The organism is Belnapia sp. (assembly GCF_059504005.1).
In genome coordinates this window covers 113,797-128,220 of record NZ_JCACHU010000157.1, presented here as the reverse complement: position 1 = coordinate 128,220, position 14,424 = coordinate 113,797, and the positions used below count along the sequence as shown (strand labels likewise).

Sequence of the window (14,424 nt, the reverse complement as noted above, 5' to 3'; positions counted from 1 at the left end):
GGGTTCAGGCGAAGCGCTCCATGGCCGGCCCCGGCTGCGGGACGGCGGCGATCTCGCGGATGATCTTACGGCGCACCGCCGCCTCGAAGGCCTGGAACCCCTCGGCGACGACCAGGAAGGCGCCGGGGCCGCCGATCACCTGATCGCGGTAATAGGTGTCGAGCGGCGGCAGCCCGGCCGTGAGGGATGCCGGCTGCGGCGTCCGGTCGAGCACGGCGAGGCCGTTCAGCACGATCCCCTGGGCCAGCGCCTCGGCCCGCGCGTCGGCGACGGCGCGGCCGGAATTGTTCACCCCGTCACCCGAGATGTCGACCACCTTGCGGGTGCCCTCGAAGCCCTGCCCGAACTGGCGGGCCGCATAGTCCATGGCGCCGGAGATCGAGGTGTAGAGCCAGGTCTGCCGCGGCGCCTTGGCGACGGCGTCGGCGAAGCGGTTGGCCGAGGCGGCGCCGTCGAGGAGCATCCAGGGCACGACCGTGTTCTGGATGTGCCAGTCGGACCAGGTGAACATCGTCACCGCGATGGCGCCGACCGGGCCGCCCATGATGCCCTCGATCAAATGCGGATCGCGGAAGGCCGCCTCGTAGCCGGCGAATTGCATCTCCTGCTCCTCCGGGTCGACGGAGCGGCTGACATCGACGGCCAGCACGAGCTCCACATCGACCAGGGTGGCGGCCCGGGCCTGTCCGGCCCGGAGAATGGCAGGCATCGCCAGGGCTGCGCCCAGCACATCGCGTCTTCGCATACGACCCCCTTCTGGCCGTGGACGGGCACTGAGCGCGCCCGATCCGCGGCATGGATAAGCGAGGCCGTGACCGCCTTCCTTCCCGAAACCAAACGATTATAGGGCGGACTTACGCTGCGCTGCAACATCGCCGTGGCGTGAGCATGCGCCGAAGGTCCGAATGGAAGCTTAAGGGCTCAGAAGCCCGCACCGGGTTCCGCGAGATAGGCCGCCTCCGCCACCGTGCTGGCGCGGCCGAGGGAGGCGTTGCGATGCGGGAAGCGGCCGAAGCGGAGGATCACCGCCCGGTGCCGCCAGGCGAAGTCGATGGCGCCGCCGGGGGCGCGGTGGATCGGGTCGTCGCGCAGCCCTTCGAAGAGCGCGACGGACAGGTCCTGGTCCGCCATCCGCTCCGAATGCTCGAAGGGCAGGTAGAGGAAGCACCGCTCCGTCGGCGTCAGCGCCCAATCGAGCCCGTCCCGCAGCACCGCCTGCCGGGCGATGGCCTGGGCCTTCGGGTCGAGGGCGAAGGCCTCGGCGCGGCCGCGGCGGAGGTTGCGCGGGAACTGGTCGAGCACCAGGCAGAGGGCGAGCGCCCCGTGCGGCGTCGCCGCCCATCCGTCGAGAGCGCCGGATCCGGCCTCGTCGAGCAGCTGGGCGAGGCGGCCGCAGGCGGCATCCAGTTCCTCGTCCCGCTGGAACCAGCGGGGCTGGAAGCTGGCCCGGTCGCCGCCGAACCAGGTGCCGAGCACCGCCTCGATCATGCCAGCGCCATCTCCATCACACGGATGCCGTGCAGCGCCTCGCGCCCCGCCAAATCCTGGATCTGGTGCCGGCAGGAGGTGCCGTCGGCGACGATCAGCTCTGCCTGCGGCACCTTGCGGACCGCCGGCAGCAGGGAGAGCTCCGCCATCGCCTTCGAGACCTCGAGATTGGCCGCCTCGTAGCCGAAGCTGCCCGCCATGCCGCAGCAGGAGGAGGCGATGGGCACCACCTTCAGCTCCGGGATCATGCTGAGCATGGCGACGGCCGGCGAGAAGGCGGCGAAGGCCTTTTGATGGCAGTGGCCGTGCACATGCGCCGCCGCGGCGACCGGCTTCAGGGCGAGCTTCGGCTTTTCGCGTGCCAGGAACTCGCCGATGAGGGAGGTGCGCGCCGCTAGCGCCTCCGACTCCGCGCCCGGCAGCAGGGAGAGGAACTCGTCGCGCAGCGTCAGCGTCGAGGAGGGTTCGATGCCGATGACAGGCGAGGGGAAGTGGGAGAGCGCCACGAGGGTCCGCCGCGCCTCGGCCCGCGCCTCCTCGACGAGCCCGGCGGCGAGCAGGGTGCGGCCCTCGTCCAGCGGCCGCGACCCGCGCGGCGGCCGCGCCACGGCCGGGCGGTAGCCGGCGGCACGCAGCACCCGCACCGCGGCGCGCAGGTTCTCCGGCTCGAAATACCGGTTGAAGACATCGGGGAAGAGGATGACTTCGCCCTCCCGCCCATCCGGCGCCGGCAGCTCCGCATTATGGAAGGCATCGCGGCGGAAGCGGGGCAGGCGGCGCTCGGCGGAGAGGCCGAGCAGCCGCTCGCCGAGGCGCGGCAGGCCAGGGATCCAGTTCCGGGCATTCGCCGCCTCCGGCAGCATGGCGGCGAAGGGCGCCCAGCGGGGGAGGGTGGCGATCAGGCGGTCCTTGGCATTGATGCCGCGCTCGCGGGCGCGGGCGGCCATGGCCTCGATCTTCATCTTCGCCATGTCGACGCCGGTCGGGCATTCGCGCTTGCAGCCCTTGCAGGAGACGCAGAGCGAGAGCGCGTCATGCACCGCGTCCGAGGCGAGGCCGCCGGGCAGCTGGCCGGTCAGGGCGAGGCGGAGGGTGTTGGCCCGGCCGCGGGTCAGATGCTCCTCGTCGCGCGTCGCTCGGTAGCTCGGGCACATGACGTTGGCATCGGATTTCCGGCAAGTGCCGTTGTTGTTGCACATCTCGACCGCGCCGAGCAGCCCGCCTTGCGGGCCGGGCCAGGCGGACCAGTCCAGCACGGGCTGCACCGCCGGATCGGCGGCGTAGCCGGGAGCGTAGCGGAAGAGCGTGCGGTCATCCATCCGCGGCGGGCGGACGACGCGGCCCGGATTCAGCAGGCCGGCGGGGTCGAAGGCATCCTTCACCTCCTCGAAGGCCGCGGTGATGCGCGGCCCGAACATCGTCGCATTGAATTCGGAGCGCACGATGCCGTCGCCATGCTCGCCGCTGTGGGAGCCCTTGTACTCGCGGACGAGCGCGAAGCATTCCTCGGCGATGGCGCGCATCCGCCGCACGTCGCCCGGGTCCTTCATGTTCAGCACCGGCCGCACATGCAGGCAACCGACGCTCGCATGGGCGTACCAGGTGCCGCGGGTGCCATGCCGTTCGAAGACCTGGTTCAGCCGCTCCGTGTAGTCGGCGAGGTCGGGCAGGGCGACGGCGCAATCTTCGATGAAGGAGACCGGCTTCCCGTCGCCCTTCATGCTCATCATGATGTTGAGGCCGGCCTCGCGCACTTCGGCGACCGCGGCCTGGAAGCCCGGGTCGATGCAGCGCACGACGCTGTCGGGATAGCCAAGGTCGCCCATCATCTCCTCGAGCGCATCGAGGCTGCGGGCGAGCGGCGCATCCTCCTGCCCATGGAACTCGACGATGAGCAGGCTGTCCGGCTCGCCGCGCACGATCCGGTCGATGGTGCCGCGGAAGATCGGGATGGAGCGGCCGAGATCGATCATCGTCCGGTCGACCAGCTCCACTGCCTCCGGGTCGAGGGTAACCAGGTGCTGCGAGGCCGCCATGGCCGCCCGGAAGCTCGGGAACTGGCAGATGCCGAGCGCCTTGCGCGGCTTCACCGGCCAGAGCTTGAGGTCGAGCGCGGCGGAGAAGGCGAGCGTGCCCTCGCTGCCGACTAGAAGGCGCGCCAGGTTGCCGCGCCCCTCGGCCCGCGCCGCCGGCGTCAGGCTCTCGATGTTGTAGCCGCCGACGCGGCGGAGCTGGTTGGGGAAGCGAGCGGCGATCTCCTCCGCCTCCCGCGCCCCGAGCGCCCGCAGCCGCTGGATGAGGTCGGCGATGCCGGCCGGCACATCGGCGCCGAGATTGTCCGGCAGCTCGCCGAAGCGGAAGCGGCTGCCATCGGCAAGCAGCGCATCGATGGCGTGGACATTGTCGGCCATCAGCCCGTAGCGGATCGACTTGCTGCCGCACGAGTTGTTCCCCGCCATGCCGCCGATGGTGCAGCGCGCCCAGGTGGAGGGGTCGACGGGAAAGAACTGCCGGCGAGCCGCCAGCGCCGCATTCAGCGCGCCGAGGCTGATCCCCGGCTCGACCCGCACGGTGTCGCCTTCGACGGAGAGGACGCGGTTCAGGTACTTGGTGCAGTCGATGACCAGCGCGCGGTTCACCGTCTGGCCGCACTGGCTGGTCCCGCCGCCGCGCGGCAGCACCGGCACGCCGGCCTCGCGGCAGATCGAGAGCGCCGCCTCCACATCCGCCATGCTGCGGGGGACCAGCACGCCGACCGGCTCGATCTGGTAGATGCTCGCATCGGTCGCGTAGCGGCCGCGATCGGCGGCGCTCCAGAGCACCTCGCCCTGGGTCTCGCGCCGCAGGCGGTCGGCGAGACGGCTGTCGCCGATGCGGTCCTTGGGGATGGTGAAGGCGTTCATGCGCGGTTTCTAATCCTGGGCGGGATGCTTGTCCGATCTATAATGCTCATCAATCCGACAAGCCCTTCTCATTGGCGGAAGCGCAGGGATCGGGCGCATACCCGCCCCAAGAGCGGAGACCAGAGCATGGCCTACTACCAGTCCTCCCCCGTCGCCGGCCGGCATTTCCTGCAGATCCCAGGGCCGACCAACGTGCCGGACCGCGTGCTCCGCGCCATGGACAACCCGACCATGGACCATCGCGGCCCGGATTTCGGCCGCTTCGGCGCCCAGCTCCTGGAGAAGCTGCGCACCGTCTTCAAGACCGAGGGCCCGGTCGTGATCTACCCCGCCTCCGGCACGGGGGCGTGGGAAGCAGCGCTGGTCAACACCCTCTCGCCCGGCGACCGGGTGCTGATGTGCGAGACCGGCTGGTTTGCGACGCTGTGGCGGGAGATGGCGGAGCGCCTGCAGCTCCGCCCGGAATTCATCCCGACCGACTGGCGCCGCGGCGCCGATGTCGCGGCGATCGAGGCGGCGCTGCGCGAGGACAAGTCGCATGGCATCAAGGCCGTCTGCGTCGTCCATAACGAGACCAGCACCGGCTGCACCTCCCGCATCGAGGAGGTCCGCCGCGCCATCGACGCCGCCGGCCATCCGGCGCTGCTGCTGGTCGACACCATCTCCTCCCTCGGCTCGATCGACTACCGGCACGAGGAGTGGGGCGTCGACGTCACCGTCGCCGGCTCGCAGAAGGGGCTCATGCTGCCGCCCGGCCTGTCCTTCAACGCCGTCTCGGCCAAGGCGCTGAAGGCGACCGAGACGGCCCGGCTGCCGCGCAGCTTCTGGGACTGGCACCCGATGCTGAAGGCGAACGAGACCGGCTACTTCCCCTATACGCCGGCGACCAACCTTCTCTACGGCCTCGACGCCGCGGTCGACATGCTGAACGAGGAGGGGCTCGACAACGTCTTCGCCCGGCACGACCGCTTCGCCGAGGCGGCCCGCCGCGCCGTCCGGCACTGGGGCCTCGAGGTCCAATGCGAGGATCCGCGGCATCATTCCTCCTCGCTGACCGCGGTGCGGCTGCCGGAGGGGCACAGCGCCAATGCGCTCCGCGCCGTGATCCTCGAACGGTTCAACATGTCCCTCGGCAACGGCCTCGGCCGGCTGAACGACCGGGTCTTCCGCATCGGCCATCTCGGCGATTTCGGCCCGCTTTCCTTGATCGGCACGCTGGGCGGGGCGGAGATGGGGCTTGCGGCGGCCGGCGTGCCGCACAAGCCGGGCGGCGTGCAGGCGGCGATGGCCTATCTCAACGGCAACGCCTGACCACGTCACCGAGGAACCATATCGGCGCAGGCCCGGATCGCCGCCGCTCGGCCCGGCCGCGCCTCCTCGGTCCGCGCTTGGCCTCGCGAGCCATGCCAGGCTTGCCTCATCCATTGGCAGGGTGAGGGGGCAGCCGCCCGCCTGGCGGATAGCGGGCTGCGCCTTGAGGCCGAGCATCCGAAGGCAAGGGCAGTCGCGTCCGCCTTGGCCGGGCGCGGTGAGCCGCCGCCTTCAGGCCCGCCCGTTTCCGCCGGCGGGAGCGAGCGGAACTCGTCCTTTCCCCAAGCTGACGAGTGGTTCTATGCCCCCGCGACCCTGTGATATAGGGGTGGTTGGAAAAGCGGTGGCGGACGCTCGCCACTGGCTCGCGCCAAGCCGGAAGGGCCGGCGCAAGTGTGGCTGTGGAAGGCGATCGAAGAGGAATGCAGCAGCAGATGCCTTCTCGGCGCCCGAGCCCGCAGGACATCGGGGGCGCAGCATGACCGCCCGCATCCTCGTCGTCGACGACATCGCCGCCAATCTCCGCCTGCTCGAGGCGAAGTTGCTGAACGAGTATTACGAGGTCGCCCTCGCCGCTTCCGGGCCCGAGGCGCTGGCGACGGCGACCCGCTGGTCGCCCGACGTCATCCTGCTCGACGTCATGATGCCGGGGATGGATGGCTACGAGGTCTGCCGCCGTCTCAAGGAGAATGGCGCGACGGCGCATATGCCCGTCGTCATGATCACCGCCCTGATCGACCCGGTGGAGCGCGTCCGCGGCCTCGAGGCCGGGGCGGACGACTTCCTGTCGAAGCCGGTCGACGACGCGACGCTCTTCGCCCGCCTCCGCGCGCTGCTGCGGGTGAAGCAGGTGCAGGATGCCTGGCGCCTGCGCTCGGACACCGCCCGCGACCTGGGCTTCGAGCCGCAGCCGGACCCATCGCCGGACATCGACGGCGCCCAGGTCATGGTCCTGTCCGAACATGCGGGGGAGGCTGCCGAGGTCGCCGCCATCCTCGGCGCCGATGGCGTCCTGGTGCAGACGGCGACCGAGTCGGAGGCCGCTCGGCGCATCCTGGTCGACGGTAATTTCGACCTCGCCGTGCTCTGCCTGCCGGGGGAGGGGGGCGATGTGCTTCGCCTTGCCTCCCGCCTTCGCGCCCAGGGCGTGACGCGCGACCTGCCGGTGCTGCTTGCCGCCGATGTCAGCCAGCGCGGGCTCGTGCTGCGCGGCTTCGACCTCGGCGCCAACGACCACGTCCTCCGCCCGATCGACCCGAACGAACTGCGCGCCCGCGCCCGCAACCAGATCCGCCGCAAGCGCTACCAGGAGCGGCTGCGGGCCGATCTCGACCGCTCGCTGGAGATGGCGGTCACCGATCCGCTCACCGGGCTGCGCAACCGCCGCTATGTCCGCCGTCACATGGAGGGCGTGCTGCGCGGGGCCGATGCGGCGGTGCTGCTGCTGGACGTCGACCGCTTCAAGGCGATCAACGACAATTACGGCCATCCCGCCGGCGATGCGGCGCTGAAGGAGGTGGCGAAGCGGCTGAAGTCCCACCTCCGCGCCGCGGATGTGGTCGCCCGCTACGGGGGCGAGGAATTCATGGTGGTGCTGGCCGGCGCCCCGACCGACTACGCCACCATGGTGGCGGAGCGGCTGCGCATGGCGCTCGCCGCCGATCCCTTCGAGATCGCCGGGCTTTCGCTCTCGATCACCGCCAGCTTCGGCCTCGCCATCGCCACCGCCGGCACCAGCGTCAACGCGGCCGTGGCGGCGGCGGATGCGGCCCTCTACCGGGCGAAGCAGGGCGGCCGCAACCGGGTCGAGCAGGCCCGCCTCGAGGAATTCGCCGAAGTGGCCGAGGGCAAGGCCTGAATCGGCGAGGGCGGGCGCCTCGCGGCCCCGCCCCCCGCTGCGCCGGTGCCGGCGGCAGTGCTACTTGATCTTGGCTTCGCGGAAGACGACGTGCTTGCGCGCGACGGGGTCGTACTTCTTGAGTTCCAGCTTGCCCGTGGTGTTCCGGACGTTCTTCTTGGTCACGTAGAAGAAGCCGGTTTCGGCGCTGCTGACGAGCTTGATCTGGATGGTGTTCGACTTGGCCATGGCGAAGCCCGTATATCCCGCGAGGACTGAAGGGGGCGCAACCTAGCCCTCCCTGCCGCCACGTCAAGCCAAACCGTCAGCGCCAGAAGGGATCGGCCCCCAGCAGCTCGTCCCAGGCTTCCAGCGCGTGGCGCCGGGCGCGGCCGGTGCGGGCGGCGGCGAAGCCCTCGACGGCGCCGACCGCCCAGGCCGGCACCCCGCCGCCCAGCGAGCCGACCAGCCCCCGCGCCACGGTCACGTCGTTCGCCAGGCCGAGCTCCTCCTGCAGCGCCGCCAGCCGTCGGAGGAAGCGGCGCGCCGGCTTGCCCGGCCAGAGCGGGGCGAAGAGCTCCGTCGCATAGCGCAGCCGCTTGGCGTCCAGCCGGACCTCGTGCAGCGCCTCGGCGCCATGCTCGGCGATGTCCTCGCCGCGCTTGCGCAGCCGGTGCCAGCGCTTGTCGAGCAGGCCGGCGGCGAATTCCGCCAGCGGCTGGTCGAGCAGGGCCGCTTGCTCCGGCGGCCCGGCCCGCCAGGGGCGCAGCAGCATCAGCCCGAGCCCGGCCAGCACCAGCCGCGGGAAGGCCGGGCCGTCCAGCATGCGCCGAAGCGTGCCATAGGCCTCCTGCCGCTTGGCCTCGCCGGCCTTGAGCAGGGCGAGGAGGCGACGGTCGCCGCCGATCGCCTCCGCGGCGGCCGCCCCTGTGCCGGCGAGGAAGACGTCCCAGTCCCGTGCCGGGCCGAGGGCGGTCGCCAGGCTGCGCAGGCCCAGGTCGAATTCCCGGACTTCCGGGCAGGCGGCCGCTGCGCCGAAGGATTTCAGCACCGAGCGCAGGCGGCGCAGGGCGACCCGGGTCTGGTGCACCCCCTCCGGCCCCGCCCCCAGCCGGCAGCCGGACGCATGGCCGAGCATCACCTCCAGCAGATGGCCGAGGGCGGCGAGCAGCGCCTCCTCCACCCTTGCCGCCCCGGCCAGGACCGGCGGACCGCGGCGGCGCGCCCGGGGCGGCTCGCCACGGGCCAGGGCGCGGCCCTCCTCGGCCAGGCTGGCGACCGGCGGCAGCGGGTGCAGGTCGGCGAGCGCCGCGGCGCGGGCCAGCACGGCCGCCGGCGGGCCGCGCAGGGTCAGCCTGGCGACCGGCATCTCGGCGGCGACGGCGCGCAGCTTGCCGGTCAGCAGCGCTGCCTCCACCTCGCCAAGGACCATCACGCTGCGGCGCCCGCTGAAGGCGGCGATGGGGACGAGCGTGGCAGCCTCGTCGGGCGGCACCTCGAGCTCCTCGGGCGGCTGGCCGGGGCACCAGGGGGCGTTCGGCGCCGGCATGGCGCGCAGAAGGCGGCGCGGACCGCGGCGAGCGGTCTCGAGGGCAAAGCCCTCCGCCGCCAGGGCGCCATCCGCCGTGTCGAGCCAGATCAGCTCCTCGGCCAGGCTCCTGGTGCGGCCGGCCCGGGCGGAGGCGATGGCGCCATGCCGCGGCAGGCGCAGCGCCGCCTCCGGGTCGAGCGCGAATTCCAGCGTGACGGTCTGTTCCGCCCCGGGCACGGCGATCGCCTCGTCCGGGGGGGCCATGGCGGGATCGGGGGTCTCGAAGCGGCTCAGGCGGGCACCTCTGCGGCGGGAAGGTCGCGGGGGGCGAGGAAGCGCACAAGACGCGCCCCGCCCCGGTCGAGTTGCCGCCAGGCGGAGGCGATGGTGAACTCGGCGAGCGCTCCGGTCGGGTAGCCCTCCGCCAGGCGGCGCGCATCCGCCCCGCCGCGGGCCAGCGCCTCCGGCCCCACGAGCTCCATGGCGAGCTCGTGCAGGCCCGGGTTGTGGCCGATCAGCAGCAGGCTGCGCGCCGTCTCCGGCGCCCGCCGCAGCTCGTCCAGCAGTTGCGGCCAGGGGGCGAGGTAGAGCGCATCCATCGGCTCGACCAGCGCCCCGTCCTCGAAGGGCGTCAGCGCCTCGAGGGTCTGCAGGGTGCGGCGGGCCGAGGAGACCAGCACGATGTCGGGCGAGAGACCCAGCTCGCGCATGGCCTCGGCCATGGCCGCGGCGGAGCGCCGGCCGCGCGCATTGAGCGGGCGGGCATGGTCGGAGAGGCCCGGATCGTCCCAGGAAGACTTCGCGTGCCGCAGCAACAGGAGTTGACGCATCGGCGCCGATCCTGCCACGGCTCGCGCCGCTTGTCCCGTCCCTTGAGGGCGCCCGCTACTCCACCCGCCCGATCCGCCGCACCGCCCGCACCAGCCGGGCGCTGTCGGCGCGGAGGAACTCCTCGAAGCCGGCGCCGTCCCGATAGGCGAGCGCATTGCCGCCGGCGGCCAGCGCCCGGCCCGTCTCCGGCTCGGCCGCGACCGCCGCCATGGCCGCGCGCAGCGCCTCGCGGATGGGCGGCGGCGTGCCGGCCGGCGCGAAGACGCCGGCCCAGATGTAGTACTCGGCCTCCGGGAAGCCGCGCTCGATCAGCGTCGGCACCTCCGGCATCCCGATGGGCCTTTGCGCGCCCCAGCCGGCAAGGGCCCGCAGCCGCCCCTCGCGCAGATGCGGCGCGACCGGCCCCGGCCCGCTCGCCAGCGCCTGCACCTGGCCGCCGAGCAGCGCCGTCAGCGCCGGCGCCCCGCCCTGGAAGGGCACATGCAGCAGGTCGATGCCCGCCGCCGTGGTCAGCATCGCCATCGGCACATGCAGCGCCGAGTAGTGGCCCGAGGAGGAATAGCTGATTTGGCCCGGCCGCGCCTTCGCATCGGTCAGGAATTCCTCAAGCGTCCGCCAGGGCGCGGCGGCCGGCACCACCAGCAGGGTCGGGTCGGCGGTGAAGAGGGCGATGGGCGCCAGCTGCTCCACCTCATAGGCCGGGCTGCGTCCGAGGAGCCGCGCCGCCTCGGGCAGGATGGCCAGCGAGGAGAGCGCCATCAGCAGCGTCAGCCCGTCGGGCGCAGCGCGGGCGACGAAGGCGTTGCCGATCTCGCCCGCCGCGCCGGCGCGGTTCACCACCGGAACGGGCTGGCGCCAATGCCGCTCCAGCGCCGCGGCGACGGGCCGGGCCACCACATCCGCCTGGCCGCCGGGCGGGAAGGCGACGACCATGGTGACCGGACGGCCGGGGAAGTCCTGCGCCTGGACCTGCTGGGCATGGGCCAGCGCCGGCAGCGCCAGCCCGCCCGCCAGCACCGCCCGGCGCCTCATGCGACCGGGTTCTCCAGCACGCCGATCCCGGTCACCTCGATCCGCACCACATCGCCTTTCTTGAGGAAGCGCGGCGGCTGGAAGCCGATGCCGACGCCGGCCGGCGTGCCGGTCGCGATGACGTCGCCCGGCTCCAGCGTGATGCCGGCGCTGATGGTCTCGATCAGGGTCGGGATGTCGAAGATCAGGTCGGCGGCGGACGCGTCCTGCCGCAGCTCGCCATTCACATGCGTGGTCAGGCGAAGCGCGCGCGGGTCCGGCACATCGTCGGCGGTGAGGATGGCGGGACCCATCGGGCAGAAGCCGTCGATCCCCTTGCCGAGGATCCATTGCCGGTGCTGGTGCTGCAGCGTCCGAGCGGTGACGTCGTTGACGATGGTGTAGCCGAAGACGTGCTGTGCCCAGTCGGCGGCGCGGATGCCGCGCCCCGCCTTGCCGATGACGACGGCCAACTCGCCCTCGTAATCGACCGAGTTCGTTGGGTCGAGGAAGGCGGGAATGGCATCGCCCGGTCCGCTCACGGCGGTCGGCGGCTTGCTGAAAACGACGGGCGCCTCCGGCACCACCTCCTTCGCCGTGGCGTCGAAGCCCGAGCCGGCGAACTCCCTGGCATGCTCGTGGTAGTTCTTGCCGACGCAGAAGATGTTCTTGGTCGGGCGCGGGATGGGCGCCAGCAGCACCGCATCCTCCACCACCGGCGCCTGCGCGGCGGCGGCCCGGGCGCGCTTCAGCATGCCCTCGCCGCCGGCGATGAGCGCCGGCATGTTGTCCCAGGAGACCTGCCCATCCGCCGCCGACAGGTCGAGCACCGCCCCATCCGCCCGGAGCGCGCCCACCTTGCCGCCGGCCCAGCCACCTCGCTTGTAGGTCACCAACCGCATGCCGCTTCCTCCAACCCTCTCTCCCAGGTGAGCAGACTCAGCCGGGCTGCGCCAGCGGTACCGCCGCCGCCTGCTCCAGCACCCGGGCACCGCGCAACACCAGGTCGTCGCGGTAGAGCGCGGCGGCGAGCTGCACCGCGCGCGGCATGCCATGCTCGTCGAGCCCGACCGGCACCGAGATCGCCGGTTGCCGGGTGAGGTTGAAGGCGAAGGTCCAGGGCGCCCAGTCGCGCCACAGCGCCTCGGCCGGGCGGATGGTCGGCTGGTCGGCGGCGAAGGCGGCGGTCGGCGTGGCCGGGCAAAGCATCAGGTCGAAGCGCTGGTGGAAGCGCGCCGCCGCATGCGCCGCCTCGATCCGGAGCGCCTCGGCGCCGAGGAAGTCGACGGCGCTCATCCCCGCCTCGCGCCCGGCGAGTTCGACCAGGCCGGCATCGAGCACGCCGCGCCGGTCCTCCGAGATGCCGGCGACCAGCCGCGCCAGCGCCACGCCCCAGACGCGGGAGAAGATCGCCCGCGTATCCGGCAGGGCCGGATCCGCCTCCTCCACGATGGCGCCCTGTTCCACCAGCATCCGCGCCGCGCCGAGCAGCGCCGCCTCGCCATCCGCATCGAGGGGGGCCTCGAAGCCGAGGCGCCGCACTAGGCCGATGCGCATCCCGGCGACGCCGCCCTCGAGGCCCGCCCGCCAGTCACGCGGCGCGTCCGGCAGGCTGAAGGGGTCGCGCAGGTCATGCGCCGCCAGGGCGGAGAGCATGAGCGCCGCGTCGCCCACCGTCCGCGTCATCGGCCCGGCGACGGCGACATTGGCGAAGGCGCCGAGCGGCCATTGCGGCACGCGGCCGAAGCTCGGCTTCAGCCCGACCAGGCCGCAGAAGGCGGCCGGGATGCGGATGGAGCCGCCGGCATCGGTGCCGATATGCAGCGGGCCGAAACAGGCCGCCCCCGCCGCCCCGGCGCCGCTGGAGGAGCCGCCTGGCGTGCGCTCACGGTTCCAGGGGTTGCGGGTGATGCCGTGCAGGGGGCAGTCGCCCGGCGTCTTCCAGCCGAATTCCGTGGTGGTCGTCTTGCCGAGGAGGACGGCGCCGGCGGCCTTCAGCCCGAGCACCGCCGGCGCGTCCTCGGTCGCCGGCGTGGCGTCGGTGGTCTTGCTGCCGCGCCGGGTCGGGAAGCCGGACAGGTTCAGCAGGTCCTTCACGGTGGCCGGCACGCCGTCCAGCAGCCCCATCGGGCGGCCGGCCATCCAGCGCGCCTCGCTCTCGCCCGCGGCCTGCAGGGCGCGCGGGTTCATGGCGGCGAAGGCATTGACCCAGGGGTTGTAGCGGGCGACCCGCTCCATCACCGCCTTCAGCACCTCCACGGGGCTGAGCGCCCGCCGCGCATAAAGCGCAAGCAGGGTCTCGGCAGACATCAGGGCGGGATCGGTCTCGGTCATGCGTCACCTCGGGCAGGCGCCCAATCTGGACCTGCCCGAGGCCAAGGGCTAGGCGGCGAGCTTCACATGGCCGCGGCACCCCATCAGCGGCTGGATGCGCGTGCCGAAATTCTCCATCCCCACCAGGAAGTCGTCGAAGGTGAGCATGATGCCCTTCACCCCGGGCATCGTCGCCGCCTCGTCCAGCATGCGCGCGACGCTGGCATAGGAGCCGACCAGCGTGCCCATGTTGAAATTGATCGGCGAGGGCGAGCGCTGGATCGCCGCCGCCATGGAGGTCGATTCCGTGTTCACGTCGGCCGCGGCATGGCCGAGCAGATGCGCCAGCGCCTCGCGGTCGGCGCCACGGTTGTAGAGGTCCCACTTCGCCATCGCCGCCTCGTCCGTCTCGTCGGCGATGACCATGTAGAGGATGTAGGAGCCGACATCGCGGCCCGTCCTCTCGGCGGCCTGCAGCATGCGCTGCGGCACCTCGATGCATTTTTGCGGCTCGTTGACTCCCTCGCCGAGGGCGAAGTTGAAGTCACAGTATTGCGCGGCGAATTCCATCCCGCGGCCGCTCTGCCCGGCGGCGACGAGCTTGATCGGCACCGAGGGCGGCGGGCTCAGCCGGCACTGGTCCATCTGGAAGTAGTCGCCCTTGAGGTCGCTTGTGCCGGTCTCCCAGAGCTCCTTCATGATGCGGACATATTCCGTGCTGTAGTCGTAGCGTTTGGCGAAATGCCCATCGCCTGGCCACAGCCCCATCTGGCTGTACTCCACCTTGTGCCAGCCGGAGACGATGTTCACCCCGAAGCGCCCGCCCGAGATGCTGTCGATCGTCACCGCCATGCGGGCGACGATGGCGGGCGGGATGGTGAGCACGGCGGTCGAGGCATAGAGCCGGATCCGCGAGGTGACGGAGGCGAGCCCCGCCATCAGCGTGAAGCTCTCGAGCCCATGGTCCCAGAACTGCGTCGAGCCGCCGAAGCCGTGCAGCTTGATCATCGAGAGGGCGAAGTCGAGGCCGTAGCCCTCGGCCATCTGCACCACCCGCTTGTTGAGCTCGAAGCTCGGCATGTATTGCGGCGAGGTGGCGGAGATCAGCCAGCCATTGTTGTTGATCGGGATGAAGACGCCGATATCCATGGACCTGCCCCTCTGCGATGGTGCGCAGAGGGGCACGCAATCCCCATGCC

At 72.0% G+C, this 14,424-nt stretch carries 12 protein-coding genes; 2 read left to right on the top strand and 10 right to left on the bottom strand.

The window, feature by feature from the left end:
• Positions 1–4 precede the first annotated feature (4 nt).
• From AC5JJ1_RS23775 to AC5JJ1_RS23765, 3 genes are all read right to left on the bottom strand, one after another.
• Entirely contained in the window at positions 5–745 is a 741-nt protein-coding gene (locus AC5JJ1_RS23775; protein ID WP_495787591.1) for a DUF1194 domain-containing protein, read from the bottom strand.
• Positions 746–921: 176 nt separating this feature from the next.
• Positions 922–1,488 (bottom strand): DUF924 family protein, encoded by a 567-nt coding sequence (locus AC5JJ1_RS23770; protein WP_495787590.1) that lies wholly within the window; start codon positions 1,486–1,488, stop codon positions 922–924.
• Positions 1,485–4,391 carry an FAD-binding and (Fe-S)-binding domain-containing protein gene (locus AC5JJ1_RS23765; protein WP_495787589.1) on the bottom strand — a complete coding sequence of 969 codons (2,907 nt, stop codon included), beginning with the start codon at positions 4,389–4,391 and terminating at the stop codon, positions 1,485–1,487. The genes AC5JJ1_RS23770 and AC5JJ1_RS23765 overlap by 4 nt, the downstream gene beginning before the upstream one ends.
• Before the next feature lie 126 nt (positions 4,392–4,517).
• Between AC5JJ1_RS23765 and AC5JJ1_RS23760 the strand changes: the two genes are divergently transcribed.
• Both AC5JJ1_RS23760 and AC5JJ1_RS23755 read left to right on the top strand, forming a co-directional pair.
• Positions 4,518–5,702: a pyridoxal-phosphate-dependent aminotransferase family protein gene (locus tag AC5JJ1_RS23760; RefSeq protein ID WP_495787588.1), complete on the top strand. Its 1,185-nt coding sequence runs from the start codon at positions 4,518–4,520 to the stop codon at positions 5,700–5,702.
• 478 nt (positions 5,703–6,180) lie between these two features.
• Positions 6,181–7,560 (top strand): PleD family two-component system response regulator, encoded by a 1,380-nt coding sequence (locus tag AC5JJ1_RS23755; RefSeq protein ID WP_495787587.1) that lies wholly within the window; start codon positions 6,181–6,183, stop codon positions 7,558–7,560.
• 60 nt (positions 7,561–7,620) lie between these two features.
• Here AC5JJ1_RS23755 and rpmG read toward each other — a convergent pair whose 3' ends face one another.
• From rpmG to rutA, 7 genes are all read right to left on the bottom strand, one after another.
• A complete protein-coding gene (rpmG, locus tag AC5JJ1_RS23750; protein WP_043342217.1) occupies positions 7,621–7,788 on the bottom strand; it encodes a 50S ribosomal protein L33 in 168 nt (55 codons plus the stop codon).
• A gap of 76 nt (positions 7,789–7,864) precedes the next feature.
• Positions 7,865–9,334 carry a CYTH and CHAD domain-containing protein gene (locus AC5JJ1_RS23745; RefSeq protein WP_495787586.1) on the bottom strand — a complete coding sequence of 490 codons (1,470 nt, stop codon included), beginning with the start codon at positions 9,332–9,334 and terminating at the stop codon, positions 7,865–7,867.
• Positions 9,335–9,360: 26 nt separating this feature from the next.
• Positions 9,361–9,900, bottom strand: coding sequence for a SixA phosphatase family protein (locus tag AC5JJ1_RS23740; RefSeq protein ID WP_495787585.1), 540 nt, complete (start codon positions 9,898–9,900; stop codon positions 9,361–9,363).
• Positions 9,901–9,955: 55 nt separating this feature from the next.
• Positions 9,956–10,933 carry a Bug family tripartite tricarboxylate transporter substrate binding protein gene (locus tag AC5JJ1_RS23735; protein WP_495787584.1) on the bottom strand — a complete coding sequence of 326 codons (978 nt, stop codon included), beginning with the start codon at positions 10,931–10,933 and terminating at the stop codon, positions 9,956–9,958.
• Positions 10,930–11,814 carry a fumarylacetoacetate hydrolase family protein gene (locus AC5JJ1_RS23730; protein ID WP_495787583.1) on the bottom strand — a complete coding sequence of 295 codons (885 nt, stop codon included), beginning with the start codon at positions 11,812–11,814 and terminating at the stop codon, positions 10,930–10,932. Before AC5JJ1_RS23730 ends, AC5JJ1_RS23735 begins: the two co-directional genes overlap by 4 nt.
• A 37-nt stretch (positions 11,815–11,851) precedes the next feature.
• Positions 11,852–13,246 carry an amidase gene (locus AC5JJ1_RS23725; protein WP_495787582.1) on the bottom strand — a complete coding sequence of 465 codons (1,395 nt, stop codon included), beginning with the start codon at positions 13,244–13,246 and terminating at the stop codon, positions 11,852–11,854.
• Positions 13,247–13,294: 48 nt separating this feature from the next.
• Positions 13,295–14,374, bottom strand: coding sequence for a pyrimidine utilization protein A (rutA, locus tag AC5JJ1_RS23720; RefSeq protein ID WP_495787581.1), 1,080 nt, complete (start codon positions 14,372–14,374; stop codon positions 13,295–13,297).
• Positions 14,375–14,424: the final 50 nt, after the last annotated feature.

What these genes read in the sequence shown, in the direction of transcription:
- AC5JJ1_RS23775 (WP_495787591.1), bottom strand. Translation starts at nt 745, where the DNA reads ATGCGAAGACGCGATGTGCTGGGCGCAGCCCTGGCGATGCCTGCCATT.
- AC5JJ1_RS23770 (WP_495787590.1), bottom strand. Translation starts at nt 1,488, where the DNA reads ATGATCGAGGCGGTGCTCGGCACCTGGTTCGGCGGCGACCGGGCCAGC.
- AC5JJ1_RS23765 (WP_495787589.1), bottom strand. Translation starts at nt 4,391, where the DNA reads ATGAACGCCTTCACCATCCCCAAGGACCGCATCGGCGACAGCCGTCTC.
- AC5JJ1_RS23760 (WP_495787588.1), top strand. Translation starts at nt 4,518, where the DNA reads ATGGCCTACTACCAGTCCTCCCCCGTCGCCGGCCGGCATTTCCTGCAG.
- AC5JJ1_RS23755 (WP_495787587.1), top strand. Translation starts at nt 6,181, where the DNA reads ATGACCGCCCGCATCCTCGTCGTCGACGACATCGCCGCCAATCTCCGC.
- rpmG (WP_043342217.1), bottom strand. Translation starts at nt 7,788, where the DNA reads ATGGCCAAGTCGAACACCATCCAGATCAAGCTCGTCAGCAGCGCCGAA.
- AC5JJ1_RS23745 (WP_495787586.1), bottom strand. Translation starts at nt 9,334, where the DNA reads ATGGCCCCCCCGGACGAGGCGATCGCCGTGCCCGGGGCGGAACAGACC.
- AC5JJ1_RS23740 (WP_495787585.1), bottom strand. Translation starts at nt 9,900, where the DNA reads ATGCGTCAACTCCTGTTGCTGCGGCACGCGAAGTCTTCCTGGGACGAT.
- AC5JJ1_RS23735 (WP_495787584.1), bottom strand. Translation starts at nt 10,933, where the DNA reads ATGAGGCGCCGGGCGGTGCTGGCGGGCGGGCTGGCGCTGCCGGCGCTG.
- AC5JJ1_RS23730 (WP_495787583.1), bottom strand. Translation starts at nt 11,814, where the DNA reads ATGCGGTTGGTGACCTACAAGCGAGGTGGCTGGGCCGGCGGCAAGGTG.
- AC5JJ1_RS23725 (WP_495787582.1), bottom strand. Translation starts at nt 13,246, where the DNA reads ATGACCGAGACCGATCCCGCCCTGATGTCTGCCGAGACCCTGCTTGCG.
- rutA (WP_495787581.1), bottom strand. Translation starts at nt 14,374, where the DNA reads ATGGATATCGGCGTCTTCATCCCGATCAACAACAATGGCTGGCTGATC.